Source organism: Aeromonas sp. R4-3 (genome assembly GCF_040908275.1).
Taxonomy (GTDB): Bacteria; Pseudomonadota; Gammaproteobacteria; order Enterobacterales; family Aeromonadaceae; genus Aeromonas; species Aeromonas rivipollensis.
The window spans coordinates 159,839-178,079 of sequence record NZ_JBFODK010000029.1; the positions used below are offsets into that span (position 1 = coordinate 159,839).

Annotated in this window: 15 protein-coding genes; 7 read left to right on the forward strand and 8 right to left on the reverse strand. The window is 62.6% G+C overall.

Going from position 1 to position 18,241, the window contains the following annotated elements; all coding sequences use genetic code 11:
* Positions 1-49 precede the first annotated feature (49 nt).
* The 3 genes from hrpA to AB5Y91_RS09435 all read right to left on the reverse strand — a co-directional run bounded on the left by hrpA (position 50) and on the right by AB5Y91_RS09435 (position 5,716).
* On the reverse strand, positions 50-3,964 hold the full coding sequence (hrpA, locus tag AB5Y91_RS09425) for an ATP-dependent RNA helicase HrpA (RefSeq protein ID WP_368169627.1): 3,915 nt from the start codon (positions 3,962-3,964) through the stop codon (positions 50-52).
* A 176-nt stretch (positions 3,965-4,140) separates the two neighbouring features.
* Positions 4,141-4,563 (reverse strand): CBS domain-containing protein, encoded by a 423-nt coding sequence (locus tag AB5Y91_RS09430; RefSeq protein ID WP_106886806.1) that lies wholly within the window; start codon positions 4,561-4,563, stop codon positions 4,141-4,143.
* 82 nt (positions 4,564-4,645) lie between these two features.
* Positions 4,646-5,716: a helix-turn-helix transcriptional regulator gene (locus AB5Y91_RS09435; protein ID WP_111910592.1), complete on the reverse strand. Its 1,071-nt coding sequence runs from the start codon at positions 5,714-5,716 to the stop codon at positions 4,646-4,648.
* Positions 5,717-6,171: 455 nt separating this feature from the next.
* Here AB5Y91_RS09435 and AB5Y91_RS09440 point away from each other — a divergent pair, with 455 nt between their 5' ends.
* Complete coding sequence (locus tag AB5Y91_RS09440; RefSeq protein ID WP_234690219.1) at positions 6,172-7,494, forward strand: YjiH family protein; 1,323 nt, start codon at positions 6,172-6,174, stop codon at positions 7,492-7,494.
* Between the two features lie 85 nt (positions 7,495-7,579).
* Here AB5Y91_RS09440 and AB5Y91_RS09445 read toward each other — a convergent pair whose 3' ends face one another.
* Positions 7,580-8,470, reverse strand: a complete 891-nt coding sequence (locus AB5Y91_RS09445; protein ID WP_368169628.1) for a LysR family transcriptional regulator — start codon at positions 8,468-8,470, stop codon at positions 7,580-7,582.
* 97 nt (positions 8,471-8,567) lie between these two features.
* On the opposite strand from AB5Y91_RS09445, the gene AB5Y91_RS09450 reads away from it, so the two are divergent.
* From AB5Y91_RS09450 to ycaC, 3 genes are read left to right on the forward strand one after another with little or no spacing between them, the layout of a single operon-like run.
* Complete coding sequence (locus AB5Y91_RS09450; RefSeq protein ID WP_368169629.1) at positions 8,568-9,434, forward strand: pirin family protein; 867 nt, start codon at positions 8,568-8,570, stop codon at positions 9,432-9,434.
* A gap of 28 nt (positions 9,435-9,462) precedes the next feature.
* Positions 9,463-10,140 (forward strand): hydrolase, encoded by a 678-nt coding sequence (locus AB5Y91_RS09455; protein ID WP_139745489.1) that lies wholly within the window; start codon positions 9,463-9,465, stop codon positions 10,138-10,140.
* Between the two features lie 27 nt (positions 10,141-10,167).
* Positions 10,168-10,794: an isochorismate family cysteine hydrolase YcaC gene (gene ycaC, locus AB5Y91_RS09460; protein WP_368169630.1), complete on the forward strand. Its 627-nt coding sequence runs from the start codon at positions 10,168-10,170 to the stop codon at positions 10,792-10,794.
* 122 nt (positions 10,795-10,916) lie between these two features.
* Here the strand turns inward: ycaC and AB5Y91_RS09465 are convergent, their stop codons facing one another.
* From AB5Y91_RS09465 to AB5Y91_RS09480, 4 genes are all read right to left on the reverse strand, one after another.
* On the reverse strand, positions 10,917-11,246 hold the full coding sequence (locus AB5Y91_RS09465) for a YbaB/EbfC family nucleoid-associated protein (RefSeq protein ID WP_011706069.1): 330 nt from the start codon (positions 11,244-11,246) through the stop codon (positions 10,917-10,919).
* 130 nt (positions 11,247-11,376) lie between these two features.
* Entirely contained in the window at positions 11,377-13,917 is a 2,541-nt protein-coding gene (gene dnaX, locus AB5Y91_RS09470; RefSeq protein ID WP_368169631.1) for a DNA polymerase III subunit gamma/tau, read from the reverse strand.
* A 174-nt stretch (positions 13,918-14,091) separates the two neighbouring features.
* Positions 14,092-14,637 (reverse strand): adenine phosphoribosyltransferase, encoded by a 546-nt coding sequence (apt, locus tag AB5Y91_RS09475; RefSeq protein WP_042650168.1) that lies wholly within the window; start codon positions 14,635-14,637, stop codon positions 14,092-14,094.
* Positions 14,638-14,769: 132 nt separating this feature from the next.
* Positions 14,770-15,147, reverse strand: a complete 378-nt coding sequence (locus AB5Y91_RS09480; protein WP_106886813.1) for a YbaN family protein — start codon at positions 15,145-15,147, stop codon at positions 14,770-14,772.
* Between the two features lie 177 nt (positions 15,148-15,324).
* On the opposite strand from AB5Y91_RS09480, the gene dusC reads away from it, so the two are divergent.
* From dusC to AB5Y91_RS09495, 3 genes are all read left to right on the forward strand, one after another.
* Positions 15,325-16,269, forward strand: coding sequence for a tRNA dihydrouridine(16) synthase DusC (gene dusC, locus AB5Y91_RS09485; protein ID WP_368169632.1), 945 nt, complete (start codon positions 15,325-15,327; stop codon positions 16,267-16,269).
* Positions 16,270-16,325: 56 nt separating this feature from the next.
* Positions 16,326-17,153, forward strand: coding sequence for an AraC family ligand binding domain-containing protein (locus AB5Y91_RS09490; RefSeq protein ID WP_368169633.1), 828 nt, complete (start codon positions 16,326-16,328; stop codon positions 17,151-17,153).
* Between the two features lie 75 nt (positions 17,154-17,228).
* Positions 17,229-18,194 (forward strand): DMT family transporter, encoded by a 966-nt coding sequence (locus tag AB5Y91_RS09495; RefSeq protein ID WP_368169634.1) that lies wholly within the window; start codon positions 17,229-17,231, stop codon positions 18,192-18,194.
* Positions 18,195-18,241 lie beyond the last annotated feature (47 nt).

The window sequence follows — 18,241 nt, forward strand, 5'->3', positions numbered from 1 at the left end:
CGTCGCACTCTTCGCCACGCTATGGCTCAGAAAACAGATAGATAGCAGCTTAGCACTGGGCTATGGCGCTCTGCACCCGTTTATCCGAGATGGGGTACGGCGTCCCCAGCTGCTGGGCGAAGAAGGAGACCCGCAGCTCTTCAATCATCCAGCGGATATTGGCCACCTCGGGTGGGATCGGCTGGGATTTGGGGATCTTGGCAAGCAGCGCCTTGTAATCGCTCTCCACGCTCTGCACCTTGAGCATATGGACCCTGTCCCGGTTGGGATCGATGGCCAGCTTCTCGAGACGCCGCTCGATGGCGCGCAGGTAGCGCAGCAAATCAGGCAGCCGCTGCCAGCCGGTTTCGGTGACAAACCCCTTGTGAATGAGGTTGCCCAGCTGCAACTGGATGTCCGACATGGCAAAGGCGGTGTCGAGCTGCATCTTGCCCTTGAGCCGCTTCTTGATCTCATGGGAGAGGGTCAGCACGGCTTCTACCTGTTTGGCCACCTCCACCACGGCATCGTTGAGCTCGGCGCGGACAAACTCCTTGAGCGACTCGAACCCGGCCTCGTCCCAGGCCAGGCCGCCGTGCTGCTCCATGAGCTTGTCACAGCCGCAGGCGATGCAGTCGTCAATCAGCTCGGCCACCTTGCCGAAGGGGTTGAAGTAGAGCCCCAGCTTGGCCTTGTTCGGCAGCTTCTCCTGCAGATACTTGATGGGAGATGGCACGTTGAGCAGCACCAGTCGACGCTGGCCCGCCCACATCAGCTGCTGCTGGGCCACCGGGCTCTCCACCAGCTGGATGGCGACCGAGTCCTTCTGATCCACCAGGGTCGGATAGGCCTTCACCTCGAAGCCGCTCCGCTTCTGGCTGTACTCCTGAGGCAGCTCGCCAAAGCTCCACAGGGTGAGGCCCGACTGCTCTATGTCGTCGTCCGCCACCTGGGAGAGGGTCTCCTGCACCTTGCCGCGCAGGGATTCCTTCAGCGCCTCCAGATCCTTGCCTTCCGCGATGGGCTTGTGCTTGTCATCCACCACCCGGAAGGTGAGTTTCAGGTGATCGGGCACCGATGCCCAGTCCCAGGCTTCCCGGGGCACTGTGACCCCCGTCATGCGGCGCAGCTGACGCTCCATCTCGTCCAGCAGCGGCCCCTGCTCGGGATTGAGGGTGGCGAGCAGCGCATCGGCGTAGTTCGGGGCCGGCACGAAGTTCTTGCGCATGGGCTTTGGCATCGACTTGATGAGGGCCACCAGCAGCTCATGGCGCAGCCCGGGGATCAACCATTCGAACCCCTTCACCTCCACCTGGTTGAGCAGCGGCAACGGAATATGCAGGGTGACGCCATCGGCGGCCTCCCCCGGCTCGAACTGGTAGGTCAGCTTGAGCTTGAGGCGCCCCTGCTGCCAGAAGTTGGGGTAGTCGAGATCGCTGATGTGGGCCGCATCCCCCTTCATCAGCATCTCTTTCTCGAAGTTGAGCAGCTCGGGATCCTGCTTCTGCGCCTCTTTCCACCACTTGTCGAAGTGACGGGCGGAGATCACCTCCTCCGGCAGGCGGGCGTCGTAGAAGCGGAACAGATCCTCGTCATCCACCAGGATGTCGCGACGGCGCGACTTGTGTTCCAGCGCCTCCACCTCGGCCAGGAGCTTGCGGTTCTCGCCAAAGAAGCGGTGGCGGGTCTCGAAGTCCCCTTCCACCAGGGCGCGGCGAATGAAGAGCTCGCGGCACTGGGCCGGATCGATGCGGCTGAAGTTGATGGTGCGCTCATTGACCAGGGTCAGGCCGTAGAGGGTTACCTTCTCCTTGGCCATGACGGCGCCGTTTTTCTTCGACCAGTGGGGGTCGCTGTGGTGCAGCTTGATGAGGTGCGCCGCCAGGGGCTCTACCCATTCCGGCTCGATCTTGGCGTTGATGCGGGCGTAGAGGCGGGAAGTCTCCACCAATTCTGCGGCCATCACCCACTTGGGCGGCTTCTTGAACAGGCCCGAGGCCGGGAAGAGGTGGAAGCGGCCGTTGCGGGCGCCGAGAAACTCCGGCTTTTCCAGATCCTTGTTGCCGATGTGGCTGAGCAGTCCCGTCAGCAGGGCGCAGTGCACCGTCTTGAAATCGGCAGGCTCATGGTTGGCTTTGAAGCCCAGCTCTTTCACCGTCTGGCGCAGCTGGAAGTGGATATCCTGCCACTCACGCACCCGCAGGTAGGAGAGAAACTCCTTCTGGCACATGCGGCGGAAGGGGTTGCTGCCGAGGAGATCCTGCTGCTCTTTGAGGTAATTCCACAGATTGACGAAGGTGAAGAAATCGGAATCCTTGTCCTCGAAACGTCTGTGCTGCTCGTCGGCGGCCTGCTTCTTCTCCATGGGCCGCTCACGGGGATCCTGGATGCTGAGGCCGGCGGTGATCACCATCACCTCGCTCAGACAGCCGGTTTGCGCCGCCGTGATCACCATCCTGGCGAGCCGCGGATCGAGGGGAATGCGCGAGAGCTGGCGACCGGTTTCGGTCAGCTGCAACTTGGGTTCCTGCTCCCGGGTGCCGGGCAGCTCTTTGACCGCCTCCAATTCTTTGAGCAGGGTCAGGCCATCCTTGATATGGCGCGACTCCGGCGGCTCGACGAAGGGGAAGGCCTCCATGTTGCCAAGGCCGAGCGCCAGCATCTGCAAGATGACGGAGGCCAGGTTGGTGCGCAGGATCTCGGGATCGGTAAAGGCCGGACGGCCATTGAAATCTTCTTCCGAGTAGAGGCGGATACAGATACCGTCCGCCACCCGGCCGCAGCGACCTTTACGCTGGTTGGCACTGGCCTGGGAGACAGGCTCTATGGGCAGACGCTGCACCTTGGTGCGCCAGGAGTAACGGCTGATGCGGGCTGTGCCCGGATCGATCACATAGCGGATGCCCGGCACCGTCAGCGAGGTTTCCGCCACGTTGGTGGCGAGCACTATGCGCCGCCCGGCATGTTGCTGGAACACCTTGTTCTGCTCGGCATTGGAGAGGCGGGCGTAGAGCGGCAGCACCTCGGTGTCACGCAGGTTGAGCTTGCGCAGGGCGTCGGCGGTGTCGCGAATTTCCCGCTCGCCGTTCATGAAGATGAGGATGTCCCCCAGCCCCTCTCGGGCCAGCTCTTCGACTGCATCGAAGATGCCCTGCAGCTCGTCGCGCTCCTCCAGCCCCTCGCTCTTGTCGCTGCTTTTTTTATCAACAAACAGGGGGCGGTAGCGCACCTCCACCGGATAGGTACGGCCTGAGACTTCTATGATGGGCGCCTGGTTAAAATGGCGGGAGAAGCGCTGGGGATCTATGGTGGCCGAGGTGATGATCACCTTGAGATCCGGGCGCCTTGGCAGCAGCTGCTTGAGATAGCCCAGGATGAAGTCGATGTTGAGGCTGCGCTCGTGGGCCTCATCGATGATGATGGTGTCGTACTGGGTGAGCATGCGGTCGTGCTGGATCTCCGCCAGCAGGATACCGTCTGTCATCAGCTTGATATGGGTCTGCTCGCTCACCTGATCGGTAAAGCGCACCTTGTAGCCCACGTACTGGCCGAGCTCTGACTCCATCTCTTCCGCGATACGGGCCGCTACCGTGCGGGCCGCGAGGCGCCGCGGCTGGGTGTGGCCTATATAGCCCTTGACCCCGCGCCCGAGCGAGAGACAAATCTTGGGGATCTGGGTGGTCTTGCCCGAGCCGGTTTCGCCGGCGATGATCACCACCTGGTGTTCACTGATCGCCTTTGCTATCTCCGCCTGCTTCTGGCTGACCGGCAGGTTGTCCGGGTAAGTGACCCTGGGCACGCCCGCCAGACGGGATTGATAGCGCGATTCGGCCACCGCCAGATCGGCTGCTAGGGTCTCCAGCATGGCGGTCTGTTTGCCTTCCGGCAGCTTCTTGACCCCGTGCAGACGGCTGGAAAGGCGACGGGCATCGAGATTCATGCAGGCAGAGAGACGGCGGCGCAGCGCCTCGATAGAGAGAGACAAGGTAGGAATTCCTTAAATAAGTGCCCAGAGGGGCCATATCGATAAGCTGGGAGCGATCCTAAAGAGCGAGCGGGGGCGGTGCAAGCCTTAAAGCGGCACCGGCAAGGTTCTATGGCGCTGCGGGCAATAAAAAGAGCAGGCCCCCGGCCTGCTCCCGATGATCCGGCAAAACCGGATCAAACCCTGGCCTGATGCACGAAGCAGGTCCCCAGCTGGGCGTGAATGGCCTGCATCACGTTGTGGCGGCTGATCACCCCGAGCAGACGACCCTCCTCCACCACGGGATAGATCTTCGGCTTTTGGCCCATCATCATCTCCGCCAGATCCAGGATGCTGGTGTCTGGCCCCACGGCCAGCACCTCCTTGCGCATCACATCCTTGACCTGGGCCACCTGCTCGCAGTGATAGGCCTCTTTCAACATGACGGCAATGCAATCCTGCTCGGACACCCAGCCAATCAGGTGCCCCAGGCTGTCCACCACGGGGCCGCCGAGCTGATGACTGTTGAGAAACTTGGTGACCGCATTTTGCACCATCATGTCCGCGCTGAACGTGATGGGCTTGGTCTGCATATAATCCCTTGCCTTGAGTGATTCCATGACGCTTCCCCCGACAGGCCTCCCGACGGGAGGCGCGAGCCAGGCACTATGCCCGGCTCACTCCAAGCATAGCTGGTGCCTATCAGGAGATGGATTGCAGCAGCAGCAGCAGCTCGTTCTGGCTGTGGCAGTCGGTCTTCTTGAACACCCCCTTGAGGGTGGAGCGCACTGTTTCCACTTTGACACCGCGCAGTTCGGCGATGTCGTTGCTGCTGTAGCCCTTGCTCATCAGCACCAGCAGCTCCTTCTCGCCAATGGTGAGGGGATAGAGGCTGGCCAGCGCCTCTATGTCCGGGTTGAAGGAGTGCTCGGGATCGCGCAATACCACTTCCACATAGCGCTCGAAGCGGCTGAGGCCGCTCATCAGGGTGCACTGGATCAGCAGGGGCCTGAGATTGGACTGACGGGGAATGGACATATAGGCGCTGGCGCCTGGCAGCAAATAGGCAAAGCCATTCAAGGTCTCCTTGAGCTGACGTTGCTGCTCCTTATTTTGCAAAGAGAAAATACCATTGACCGCCCGCAGCTCGACGTTTTCATCGGCGATGCGGTTGAACGCCACATTGGAATAATGAATATGCCCCTTGTCATCTATGATGGCGCTGGGCTTATTATGGTTTTTCACCAGTTGCTGCAGCTGATAGTTCTGGGTTTCCAGGGCCAGCAGGTTCCAATAATGCTGGCTCCAGGCGGCCAGACCAGAATAGATCTCTGTCAAGGAGCTGAGATCCCGGCTGCTGAAGTCATCCTGAGCGGCGCCGCGGTAACTGCACAGGGTGCTGAGACCTCGCCCCTTCACCCGACAGACGCCGCCCGCCGCAAACTGGGCACCGAAGCTGGCCAGCAGCCCCACCGAGCTGGAGATGGTATTGGCGCTGACGATCCCCTGGCAGCCCTTGTCCAGATAATGATTGAACCACACATCCTGGCGATGGTGTTGCACATAAAATTGCTGCTGGGCCTCGGTCAAGCCGCTGGAAAAGAGCTTTATTCCGTCGCTCTTGTCATCATCCCGCAATAAAAACAGGGATGAACTGCCGGACAGGTCGGCGCGAAATTGGTCCACCACCAACTTAATGTCAGAATCATTAATACCGCACTCGTATAACTGGCTGATATAGGGCGATATCCTTTCTTTCTCTAATGCCTTCACACCCGAACTCCTAATTCTTATTTTTATTGAAGTGGCATCTTACTCCGCAATGAGATACTCGAAAAGTAGTCAAATGAACAAAGGCTTTATGAGCATTTCATAAATAGTTATAAGAAAGCCTCCCTCGATGAGGGCAGTGAAAATGTTTAAATCCGGGCTCAGGTTTTCCGCTTTTTTGGTCGTTATGGAAAAGCGTTATTTGCCCGGCTCCTGTCTATCCTCCCCCTTTGCCTCTTTTCCCATGACGTCCCTTGCGCGGCCGCTCTGTCACGACCAGACAGCTGCCCACAGTGCCGCGATCGCACTCCTCCATAGAAAAGCGTCATACGGATTCCATTTTCATCAAATGTTGCTTTTTGGTGTATTTGTTGTTTCCATTTTGGACTTGCATCGATATTGTATATACAAATTAGGTCATCAAGGGAGTTGAACCATGTGGATCACAAGGAGAGGAAATGGAACCTGAACACGCACTTACCGCCCCTGCCCGCTCAGGGGCTGGCATCAAACTGCTGCTGACCAGTGTGCTCGGCATCGCCATCTTTTTCGTGCCCTTCGAGCTCGCGGGCCGCAGCACCATACTGGTGGATCACCTAGCGGGCTTCCTGATGGCGCAGCGCCCGCTCGCCCTGGGGCTGATCCTGCTGCTGATCGCCTATGGTGCCATCAGCCCGCTGCTGGATGGTCGCTGGCGCGCCCGCCCCATCGACAGACTGCTGAGCCTGTTCAAGCTGCTCGGGCTGGGGCTGGCCATCATGTATGTGGCCGATTGGGGCCCCGCCTGGCTGATGACGCCGGATCGCCTGCCCTTCCTCTTTGACAAGCTGGCCATGTCGGTGGGCCTCATAGTGCCCATAGGCGCCATGGCCCTCACCTTCCTGCTCGGCTTCGGCCTGCTGGAGCTCATCGGCGTGCTGATGCAACCGGTGATGCGCCCACTCTGGCGCACCCCGGGCCACTCCGCCATCGATGCGGTCGCCTCCTTCGTCGGCAGCTACTCGGTGGGCCTGCTCATCACCAACCGGGTCTTCCTCGCGGGCAAGTACACGGTACGGGAGGCGGTCATCATCGCCACCGGCTTCTCCACCGTCTCCGCCGCCTTCATGATCATAGTGGCCAAGACCCTCAACCTGATGGGGCACTGGAACTTCTACTTCTGGTCCACCCTGGTCATCACCTTCGTCATCACCGCCATCCTGGCGCGGGTTCCCCCCATCAGCACCATGGCGCACCAGGGCGAGACCGACGAGCCGCTGCCGGAGGGCATGAGCCGCTGGCAAGCGGCGCTGGCCTCCGGGCTCACCCAGTCCAGCCAGGCGGATCCCGTGCTGCGGCAGTTGCAGGACAACCTCAAGGATGGCCTCTACATGGCCGCCGCCGTGGTGCCCACCATCTTGTCCGTCGGCCTGCTGGGGCTGCTGCTGGCCCAGCACACGCCGCTGTTTGATCTGCTGGGCTGGCTGCTGTGGCCCCTCACCTGGCTGCTGGACTTGGGAGAGCCGCTGGAGACCGCAAGAGCGCTCTCGGCTGGCTTGGCGGAGATGTTCCTGCCCGCCATTCTGCTCAAGGATGCGGATCTGCTGGTGCGCTATGTGACCGCCGTGGTCTCGGTGAGTTCTGTGCTCTTCTTCTCCGCCTCCATCCCCTGCATCCTGGCCACCAAGATCCCGGTGAGCCTGGGGCAACTGGTGGTGATCTGGCTGCTGCGCACCCTGCTTGGCATCCTGCTGGCGGCCCTGTGCGGCCGGTTGGCCATGGCGATAGGCTGGCTCAGCTAGGTTGACGTGATATCAAATAAACAAAGCGCCATCAGGCGCTTTGTTTATTTATGGGGCTGGCCGCCGTTACCGCCTCGGCGACCCGTCATTCGAGCCATTGACGCAGGGTCAGCGTGGCAAGATCCACGAAGGCGCGCAACCTGGGGGCCATGAAGCGCTGCCTGGGATAGACGACATGGATGGGATCCGCCTTGCCATGCCATTCGGGCAGGACAGGCACCAGTCTCCCCTCTTCGCAGGCCTGGCGACACAGGTAGGAGGGCAACAGTGCCACCCCACCGCCCGCCTGCACCATGGTCATGATCAGACCGACATCGTTGATCAGTGTCTGCCGGGCCACAGAGACTGTCACGCTGTTGGCGGCCCCGTCGTGGAGTACCCAGGCCTCCTTGCCCAGGGGCGTGAACTGCAGGCAGGCATGCTGCCGCAGCGCCTGAGGTGCTTCTGGCACCCCGGCGCTGGCAAGGTAATCCGGGCTCGCAAACAGGGCCCAGCGCGCTATGCCCACCTGCTTGGCGATCAGCGTCGAATCCTTGAGAGGGCCGGTACGAATCGCGACATCGACCCCCTCGGCGACCAGATCCACGTAGCGGTTCATCAGCACCAGCTCCACATCGACCTTGGGCCACTGGCTGCGCATCTGGCCCAGGATGGACGACAGGATCTGGTTGCCGATATCCACGGGAGCCGTGATGCGCAGCAGCCCGCAGGGCTCTTCCCGCGCCTCGGTCACCGCCGCCTCGGCGTCAAGCACATGCACCAGGCCGGCCGAGGCGTGGTCGTAATAGATCTGTCCGGCATCGGTCAGGTGTAACCTGCGGGTGGTCCGCTGCAATAGGGTGACGCCCAGACGCTTCTCCAGCATGGCCACCCGATGGCTGACGGTGGAGGTCGGCAAGCCCAGCAGACGTGCCGCGGCGCTGAAACTGCCCGCTTGCACGACCTTGACGAATACGACGACCTGATTGAAGTCCATCTTCCAACTCATTAGAAAGTGTTTTCTTATTTAACCATCTAGTCCGGTAAATGACTACTTTCTACACTGTCTCCATTGATTCAACGGAGGCATTGAGATGAAAGAACTGGCATTTATCAAGCGCAGCAACGAGAGGCATTGGGTCGGCGATGGCTTCCCTGTCAGGAGCATCTTCTCCTACAACGATATCGCCGAAGAAATGTCCCCCTTCCTGCTGATGGACCATGCGGGCCCGGCCAATTTCCCGGCCACCACCCATAAACTCGGCGTCGGCCAGCACCCTCACCGCGGGTTCGAAACGGTGACTATCGTCTATGAGGGCGGCGTCTCCCACAGAGACTCCTCGGGGGGCGGCGGCACCATAGGCCCGGGTGACGTGCAGTGGATGACGGCCGCATCCGGCCTTATCCACGAGGAGTACCACAGCCCGGCATTCGCCAGGACGGGCGGCGCCTTCGAGATGGTGCAGCTGTGGGTGAACTTGCCCGCCAAAGAGAAGATGACGGCCCCTGGCTACCAGGGCATCACCGCCAACGAGATCCCTCGGGTGGCACTGCCAGAGGGCGCAGGGGAGGCTCGCATCATCGCCGGGCAGCTCGGCGATACCTGCGGCCCTGCCCGCACCTTCACCCCGATGAACGTCTGGGACATGCGTCTGAAGGCCCATCACCGGGTGACGCTCGAACTGCCGGAAGGGCACACCACGGCGCTGTTTGTGCTCAAAGGCGCCATTCGCCTCGGCAACCGCCACCCTGTCCGCACCGCCGAGCTGGCAGTCATGGAGCGCCGCGGCAGCCAGCTGGTGATGGATGTCGAGGAAGATACGACGCTGCTGCTGCTCAATGGCGCCCCCCTCGATGAACCCATAGTCGGTCACGGCCCCTTCGTGATGAACACCCAGGAAGAGATAGTGCAGGCTATCAATGACTACAACAGTGGCCGTTTTGGCCAGATAGGACGCTGAACCTCAGCCCCAACAAATGGAGAATATCATGAGCAACCCAGCCAATTTCGGCGGCGCCAGACCCGTCCTCAACCCAGATGACGTTGCTATGCTGCTGATCGACCATCAGAGCGGCTTGTTCCAGACAGTGGGCGACATGCCGATGCCGGAACTACGCCTGCGCGCGGCCGCCCTCGCCAGCATGGCGACGCTGGCCAATATTCCGGTGATCACCACGGCATCTGTCCCGCAAGGGCCGAATGGCCCGCTGATACCGGAGATCCACGAGAATGCGCCGCACGCACAGTATGTGGCGCGCAAGGGCGAGATCAACGCCTGGGACAACCCCGATTTCGTCGCGGCGGTCAACGCCACCGGCAAGAAGCAACTGATCATCGCAGGCACCATCACCAGCGTCTGCATGGCCTTCCCTGCCATCAGCGCCGTCAACGCGGGCTATCAGGTGTTTGCGGTTGTCGATGCCTCGGGCACCTACTCCAAGATGGCCCAGGAGATCACTCTGGCTCGCGTGGTTCAGGCGGGCGTGGTTCCCATGGACACTGCGGCAGTGGCTTCCGAGCTGCAAGGCAGCTGGAACCGGGCAGATGCGATGGAGTGGGCGGCTATCTACACCAAGATCTTCCCCGCCTACCAGTTGCTGATCGAGAGCTACGGCAAGGCACAAGCCGTGGCGAAAAACAACGAAGTGCTGGATTCCCAGCGCTGATACCCGCAACAACCAAGGAGAGTCATCATGGCTAAACCCTACGTCAAACTCGACAAGAACAACGCTGCCGTACTGCTGGTGGATCACCAGGCAGGGCTGTCTTCGCTGGTGCGTGACATAGAGCCGGACAAGTTTCGCAACAACGTGCTGGCGCTGGCCGCGCTGGCCAAGTACTTCGAGCTGCCGACCATACTGACCACCAGTTTCGAAAACGGGCCCAACGGCCCGCTGATGACAGAGATCAAGGAGACCTTCCCGGATGCCCCTTACATTGCTCGCCCCGGGCAGATCAACGCCTGGGATAATGAGGAGTTCGTCAAGGCGGTCAAGGCCACCGGCAAGAAGCAGCTGATCATCGCCGGCATAGTCACCGAGGTGTGCGTGGCATTCCCGGCCCTGTCCGCCCTCGAGGAGGGGTACGAGGTGTTTGTCATCACAGATGCCTCCGGGACCTTCAACGAGATCACCCGTCACTCGGCCTGGGATCGGATGTCATCCGCCGGGGCGCAGCTGATGACCTGGTTTGGGGCCGCCTGTGAACTGCACCACGACTGGCGCAATGACGTGGAGGGCCTGGGTACCCTGTTCGCCAACCACATCCCCGACTATCGCAATCTGATCAACAGCTACACCACAGTCCAGAGCAGCAAGTAGTACACGCCTGCCCCGGGAAACCGGGGAACGGAAAAAACAAAACGCAGCTGACAGGGTGGGAACCCGGTCAGCTGCGTCATCGCCATGGATCATGGCATCTAGATTTGAAAGGCGTTCAGCCCTTAGAAGGGCATCTTGAAGCCAGGGGGCAGTTGCATGCCACCGGTCAGCTCGCCCATCTTGCTCTTGTTCTGCTCTTCTACCCGGCGCACGGCGTCGTTGACGGCGGCGGCGACCAGATCTTCCAGCATCTCCTTGTCATCTTCCATCAGACTCGGATCTATCTCGATACGGCGCACACTGTGGCTGCCGGCCATGGTGACCTTGACCATGCCAGCGCCGGCTTCGCCGACGACTTCCATCTGAGCCAGCTGCTCTTGCATCTTCTGCATGCGCTCTTGCATCTGTTGGGCCTGTTTCATCAGGTTACCCATTCCACCTTTACCAAACATAGGTCGTCTCTCGTCTTGAAATCCGGCATCCAGCGCCGGGCTGTGGGCTTGTTCTACCCCGGATATGGGGGCAGCCAAAAGATTTTTCAACCGGAACTCGGGTCCCGGCATGGGATTTAACTCATCGCGCTCAGCGGCTCAGGGGCTCGATGCTCTCGGGATGGAGCACGGCGCCGAATCGCTGCTGCAGGAACTGCACATTGGGATCGTCCGCCAGATCCCGGCTCACCTGCTCACGCACCCCCAGATAGAGGCGATGCTCGATCTCGAGCGGCGTCTCCCGCGCCGGATCCGTGCCCAGGGTCACCTCGACACGCACCGGCTGACCCACCGTCTGCCCCAATTCTGGGCCTATGATCTCGGCCAGATCGGCCAAAGCTCTATCGCTGACCAGGTGGCGCTGCTCTGGCTTGAGCACCAGGGACACCAAGTCCCCCTGCCGGGTCATCACAGAGTTGATGGCGAGCTGACGCAACCGGCCACCGACCCCGGTACGGGCGATGAGCTCGGCCCAGGGATCGCCGCAATTGACCAGCAGAGAAGAGGGGATCAGGCGGGTGACCTCCTCCCCCTCATCCGGCTGGGCGTCGCTCTCCAGTTCATCCCAGTCGATGGTCTCCATCACCTGAGCCGTCGTGGGCTGAGCGTCGTCGGGCACGGCAAGGGGCGTCGTAACTGGCGTTGCCGGTGCCGCGGCGACGGGGGCAACGGCGGCCCTGGCGGGTGCACCGTCCAGATCCCAGGGGGGCAGGTCATCCGAGGCGGGACTGGCCTTTTGCGGAGCACTCGGCCTTGACGCTGGCGCCGCCGCTTGCGCTGCGGGAGCGCTGACCGGCCCGTCGCCGAAACCCTGATTCAGATATTCCTCGTAATCGCTGCCGCTGTCGTCATAGGCCTCGAGGGGCGGCAGATCCTCATAGCCCGTCATGGGCCCGGCATAGGCGGGCGCCGCAGCGGCCTGCCTGGCAGGCGCAGAGGGTGCTGGCGCCACAGGTTGCACGGCGGGAATGGCCAGGGGCGCAGCCGGTTTGCTCGGCGTCGCCCTGGGGGGCACAGAGCTGGTCGCCGCCCCGGCGTCGCCCCGCAGCCTGCTGCGCAGCAGATTGCGCTTGCCCAGCAGGCTCTGCATGCTGGAAGCCGCCGAGGGGGCTGCCTCGGGTTCAGGGGCTATGGCAGGAGCCGCCGTCGGCAGGGCCTCCTCATGGGAGGAGACAGGCTGCTCGGATTCAAGGGGCTGTGCTTCCTGCGCCTGGGGCGCGCCACCAGTCTGAAGCTCAGGCTGCATCGGCTGCGCCTCGTACCCCATCCGCTGCGCCTCTTCTAGCAGCTCATGCTGCTCGGCAAAGAGAGTCGCGTTCGATTCATCGTCGCCGGAAGCCGGTTCATCGGCCTGCACCGCCAAGAGCGGCGCTGTCGGCGTCAGGGCTGTGGGCGCGGCCGTGCTGGCCGTTATCGCGGCCTGATGCGGGGCTGGCTCAGCCCCTGACGGCTTTCCCGGCAGGGTCAATACGGCCTCCCTCCCCGCCCCGGGCAGCGCGCCCATGGAGACGGGCAAGGCGCTCAGATTGGCGGGATGCACCGCCTCGCGGCGCGGCGAGAAGGCCAGCATCCGCAGGCAGGTCATCTCCAGCGCGGTGCGGCCATCGGGCGCCCAGGGCAAGTCCTTGCGCCCCCCCAGCACTATCTGGTAGCAGAGCTGCACCTCTTCCGGGCTCATGGCCCCCGCCAGTTGCAACAGGGCATCCGCATCCGCTCCCTGCTCCTGCACGCTGGCAGGGAGCAGCTGGGCCATGGCGACGCGATGGAGCAAGGCTTCCAGCTCGGCGTGGAGCTGATCGAAGTCCGGCCCCAGGGTGGCGATTTCGGTGATCTTGGCCATGGTGGCCGGGGCATCCTGGCGCAGTATGGCCTCCAGCAACTGGTGCAGGTGGTGGTGGTCGAGGGTGCCCAGCATGGTCAGCACGCTCTCCAGACGCACGCTGCCGTTGCCGTGGGCCAGCGCCTGATCCGTCAGGCTCAGGGCATCGCGCATGCTGCCATCGGCGGCCTTGGCCAGGGCCAGCAGGGCACGGGGCTCGAACGGCTGACCTTCCTGATCCAGCACCCATTCGAGCTGCTTGGCGATCTGGCTCTGATCCAGGCTTTTGAGGTGGAACTGCAGGCAGCGGGACAAGATGGTGATCGGGAGCTTCTGCGGATCCGTGGTGGCCAGCAGGAACTTCACATAGGGGGGCGGCTCTTCCAGGGTTTTGAGCAGCGCATTGAAGCTGTGGCGCGACAGCATGTGCACCTCATCGATGAGGTAGACCTTGAAGCGGCCGCGGGCCGGGCGGTACTGCACGTTGTCGAGCAGCTCCCGGGTGTCTTCCACCTTGGTGCGCGAGGCCGCATCGATCTCCAGCAGATCGACGAAGTTGCCCTGATCGATCTCGCGGCAGGTGTCGCATACGCCGCACGGGTGGCTGCTGATCCCCTGCTCGCAGTTGAGGCTCTTGGCCAGGATGCGGGCTATGGTGGTCTTGCCGACCCCGCGGGTGCCGCTCAGCAGGTAGGCGTGATGCAGCCGTCCCTGATCCAGGGCATTGGTCAAGGCGGTCAGCACATGTTGCTGGCCAACCACTTGTTCAAACGTATGGGGGCGCCATTTACGCGCCAGAACCTGATAGCTCATAGATCTCGATGCTGGAAAACGAGGCATTGAGGCAGGATGCTAACACAAATGGAGGGCGGGCTGTATGGGCTATCGGCCGCCGTGGGAGGGATCGCTTGAATTTCAAACCGGTGCCCATTCAGGCACCGGTTCGGGGCATTGGCGGGTTGACGAGGCCCGCCAGCCAGAGGGGTCTTACTCGCCCGCGAGTTCCACCAGCGAGACCACCTTGACGCCAGCGGCGGTCAGGCGGGCATCACCACCCAGCGACGGCAGGGAGATGATGAAGGCCGCATCGGCCACTTCACCGCCGGCGCGGCGAATGAGCTTGACGGTGGCATCGACGGTGCCGCCGGTTGCCAGCAGATCGTCCACCACCAGCACCTTGTCACCGGGCACTATGGCGTCGGTGTGCAGTTGCAGGGTGTCGGTGCCGTACTCGAGGGCATAGGACTCTTCGATGATGGCGCGGGGCAGCTTGCCCGGTTTGCGAACCGGCACGAAGCCCAGTCCCATGGCAAAGGCCACGGGGGCGCCGAAGATGAAACCGCGAGCCTCGGTGCCGACGATCTTGGTGATCCCTTGATCACGATAATGCTCGGCCAGCAGATCTATGGTGGCCTTGAAGGCCTCGGCGTTTTCGATCAGGCTGGTGATGTCGCGAAACAGTATGCCCGGCTTCGGATAGTCGGGAATGGTCTTGATGCTCGCTTCGATAAACTTCAGGGTATCCGGATTCATTATTTGACCGCTTATTTTTGAGCCCAGGCGTGGCGTCTCTTGCGCTGCCCGCCAGCGGGCAATAAAAAGGCCCGTCATGCAAAAAATGACAGGCCGACTCCATAGCATTATTGCCGCAATAGCTTAGGGATTTCACTTCTCCATTGCAACTGGCTCCAGCACCGGCAGACGCATTAACCAGGTGAGCAGGATCACCATTATGACAACCAGCAGCAGCCTCACCCAGGGCAGTGGCACCACCAGCAGCGACACCGAGAAGGAGAGCAGGATGAAGACGATGGCACGGCGCCGGGCATGGCGCCGAATGCCGCGATATTGCTGCCAGTCATGGATGGGGGGCCCGAACCAGGGGTGCGCCAGCAGCCAGCGGTGAAAACGGGGTGACGAGCGGGCAAAGAGGGCTGCCGCCAGCAACATGAAGGGGGTGGTTGGCAGCAGGGGCAGGACTATCCCGACTATCCCGGTGGCGAAGGCAAGCCAGCCCAGGGCCATCAGACACCAGCGTTTCATGGGTACTCCTCTGAATGCATCTCTGCCTTTAGCCTAACAGAGTTGGCCCGGAAGCTGACAGCCTGGTCCACGCGGCGGCAGTCGATTAGGCCCATCGAGTGGGCAGACGGCTGACAACGCCGCCCATTGCCACTACAATCTGCGCTCTTTTTTCTCCCCTTGTCTTCGGAAGCAGCTATGCGCGTTATTTTGGCCCCCATGCAGGGGGTGCTGGATCACCTGATGCGGGAGGTTCTCACCTCCGTCAACGATTACGACCTCTGTGTCAGCGAGTTCATCCGGGTCGTCGATCAGCTGCTGCCCGCCAAGGTGTTCTATCGCCTCTGCCCCGAACTCAAGCAAGATGGCAAGACCCGTGCCGGCACCCCGGTGCGGGTGCAACTGCTGGGCCAGCACCCCGATTGGCTGGCAGAGAATGCGGTGCGCGCCATCGAGCTCGGCTCCCCCGGGGTCGATCTCAACTTCGGCTGCCCCGCCCCCACGGTCAACAAGAGCAAGGGGGGCGCAGTGCTGCTCAAGGAGCCAGAGACCGTCTATCGCATCGTCAAGGCGGTGCGCGAAGCCGTCCCTGCCCACCTGCCGGTGAGCGCCAAGATCCGCCTGGGTTACGATGACAAGGAGCTCTATATGGACAACGCCCAGGCGGTCTTCCAGGGGGGCGCCAACGAGCTCGCAGTCCATGCCCGCACCAAGCGCGAAGGCTACAAGGCGCCGGCGCACTGGGAATACGTGGATCTCATCCGCCGCGCCCTGCCCATTCCGGTGACCGCCAATGGCGAGATCTGGGATCACAAGGATGCCCTCGCCTGCGCCAGCGTCTCCGGCTGCGACGCCCTCATGGTGGGCCGCGGCGCCATCTCCCTGCCCAATCTGGCCAACGTGATGAAGACGGGATGCGCCCACATGAGCTGGGCCGAGGTGTTGCAACTGATGGTGAGCTACACCGAGCAGGATCTGGCGAGCGACAAGGCCGACTACTACCCCAGCCGCATCAAGCAGTGGTTCTCCTACATAGTGCGGGAATACCCCCAGGCCGATGAGCTGTTTCGCCGCATCCGCACCATCAAGACCGCAGACGAGATCCGTACAGCCCTCGAGCGCGAGTGCGCCGCACGGGCCTAGTCTTGGCCGCCGCAGCGCGGCACCCTATGATGAAGGCTCAATGACAGGAGGTCAGGATGCAGGGAGTACCGGTCAACTTTACCCACCAGCACGACAGGGCCGATTTTCGCGCCCTGCCGGGGCAGCCTGCGACCGAGCTCTATCGCGCCCACATCCAGCACCACATCTTCGATCCCCATAGCCACGAGGGGTTTGGCCTCGGTGTCATCGAGTGTGGTGCCGAGCGTTTCCGCTATCGTGGCAGCCAGCTCCTGGCAGGCCCCGGCAGCCTAGTGCTGATGAACCCCGATGAGCTGCACACGGGCGAGGCGGCCTGCGAGCAGGGGTGGCGCTATCGCATGCTCTACCTGCCCGCCGATCGGCTCGAGGCCATCAGCGGCGAGCGCGGCTGGTATTTCGCCGAAGCCGTGCGAAGCGACCCGCGCACCGCCCCCGTCCTGCAGGCGGCCCTGGACGCCCTCTGGCACTGCGACAGCGAGCTCGCCGCCGACGGCCTGCTGCTGGGCGTGTGCGAGACCCTGCGCCCCCATGCCCGGGCCCTGGCGGCACCGCGCGAAGCAGCCCACCCTCTGGGCCGCGCCATCGACTATATGCAGGCCTACTTCGCCCGCTCCATTACCCTGACCGAGCTGGCGGGGGCGGTGAGCCTCAGTCCCTACCACTTCCAGCGCAGCTTCAAGGCCCGCTTTCACGTCACCCCCCAGCAGATGTTGATGGCCATCCGCCTGCAGCGGGCCAAGGGGTGGCTGGCCGCCGGCCTGCCCGCCGCCGAGGTGGCCGCCGCCTGTGGTCTGGCCGATCAGTCGCACCTCAACCGCGCCTTCCTGCGCCGCTATGGCACCACCCCGGTGCGCTACCAGAAACAGGTACAGGCTGGCCGCTAAAGCGCAATCTGGTTCAATACGCCGCCCTTACCCCCCTGCTAGGCTGGCCTCCTTCTTCTTTACCGGATGTGGAAAATGTTGATCGGAGTCTTGTTTGCCCTGCTGGCCGGCCTGATGTGGGGGCTCATCTTCGTCGCCCCCCTGCTGGTGGACGGCTATCCCCCCGCCCTGCTCGCCAGCGGCCGCTACCTCGCCTTCGGCCTCATAGTGCTGCCGCTCGCCTGGCAGGCCCGCAAACGCCTGGCGGCCCTCTCGGCCAGCGACTGGCGCGAGGCACTCACCCTCACCCTGGTGGGGAATCTCATCTACTACTTCTGCCTGTCGGGAGCCATCTTGCGCATCGGCTCACCGCTGGCGGCCATGATCATCGGCACCCTGCCGGTGGTGACGGCCCTGGCCGCCAACCGCCTCTATGGCGCACGGGACGGCCGCCTCTCCCGCGTCCGTCTCTACCCGGCCCTGCTGCTGATGGGGGTCGGCCTCTATCTGGTCAACCGTGCCGAGTTGACCTGGCAGACAGAGGCACGCACCGAGCAGCTGTTCGGGTTCGTCCTGGCGGTGGTCGCCGTGTTGTGCTGGACCTGGTATCCCCTGCGCAATGCCCGCTGGCTGCGCGAGCACCCGGACCGCAGCCCGGCCGTCTGGGCCACCGCTCAGGGGCTGGTGACCCTGCCGGTGGCGCTCATTGCCTACCTCGGCAGTCTCGGTCATCTCGCCCTGAGCGCACCGGACTTTCCCCTGCCCTTCGGGCCGACGCCCCTGCGCTTCGTGCTGCTGATGGGGGTGGTGGGGCTCTTTTGCTCCTGGCTCGGCACCCTGTGCTGGAACGAGGCAAGCCAGCGCCTGCCGACCGTGCTGGTGGGACCACTCATCGTGTTCGAGACGCTAGCGGGACTGCTCTACGCCTTCATGCTACGCGGCACCATGCCTCCCATGAGTACCCTGGTCGGCGTCGTCTGCCTGGTGGTGGGGGTGCTCCATGTGATCACCGGCAAGCCGCGACACCAGCCGGAAAAACGCGTCAAAGCACGGTTAACTTGACTCATGTCATCTTGATAAGCCGCGGGTTTCCCTATACTGGTCGAGTT

What these genes read in the sequence shown, in the direction of transcription:
- apt (WP_042650168.1), bottom strand. Translation starts at nt 14,637, where the DNA reads ATGAATCCGGATACCCTGAAGTTTATCGAAGCGAGCATCAAGACCATT.
- AB5Y91_RS09430 (WP_106886806.1), bottom strand. Translation starts at nt 4,563, where the DNA reads ATGGAATCACTCAAGGCAAGGGATTATATGCAGACCAAGCCCATCACG.
- AB5Y91_RS09450 (WP_368169629.1), top strand. Translation starts at nt 8,568, where the DNA reads ATGAAAGAACTGGCATTTATCAAGCGCAGCAACGAGAGGCATTGGGTC.
- dusC (WP_368169632.1), top strand. Translation starts at nt 15,325, where the DNA reads ATGCGCGTTATTTTGGCCCCCATGCAGGGGGTGCTGGATCACCTGATG.
- dnaX (WP_368169631.1), bottom strand. Translation starts at nt 13,917, where the DNA reads ATGAGCTATCAGGTTCTGGCGCGTAAATGGCGCCCCCATACGTTTGAA.
- AB5Y91_RS09440 (WP_234690219.1), top strand. Translation starts at nt 6,172, where the DNA reads ATGGAACCTGAACACGCACTTACCGCCCCTGCCCGCTCAGGGGCTGGC.
- AB5Y91_RS09445 (WP_368169628.1), bottom strand. Translation starts at nt 8,470, where the DNA reads ATGGACTTCAATCAGGTCGTCGTATTCGTCAAGGTCGTGCAAGCGGGC.
- AB5Y91_RS09490 (WP_368169633.1), top strand. Translation starts at nt 16,326, where the DNA reads ATGCAGGGAGTACCGGTCAACTTTACCCACCAGCACGACAGGGCCGAT.
- ycaC (WP_368169630.1), top strand. Translation starts at nt 10,168, where the DNA reads ATGGCTAAACCCTACGTCAAACTCGACAAGAACAACGCTGCCGTACTG.
- AB5Y91_RS09495 (WP_368169634.1), top strand. Translation starts at nt 17,229, where the DNA reads ATGTTGATCGGAGTCTTGTTTGCCCTGCTGGCCGGCCTGATGTGGGGG.
- AB5Y91_RS09480 (WP_106886813.1), bottom strand. Translation starts at nt 15,147, where the DNA reads ATGAAACGCTGGTGTCTGATGGCCCTGGGCTGGCTTGCCTTCGCCACC.
- AB5Y91_RS09455 (WP_139745489.1), top strand. Translation starts at nt 9,463, where the DNA reads ATGAGCAACCCAGCCAATTTCGGCGGCGCCAGACCCGTCCTCAACCCA.
- AB5Y91_RS09465 (WP_011706069.1), bottom strand. Translation starts at nt 11,246, where the DNA reads ATGTTTGGTAAAGGTGGAATGGGTAACCTGATGAAACAGGCCCAACAG.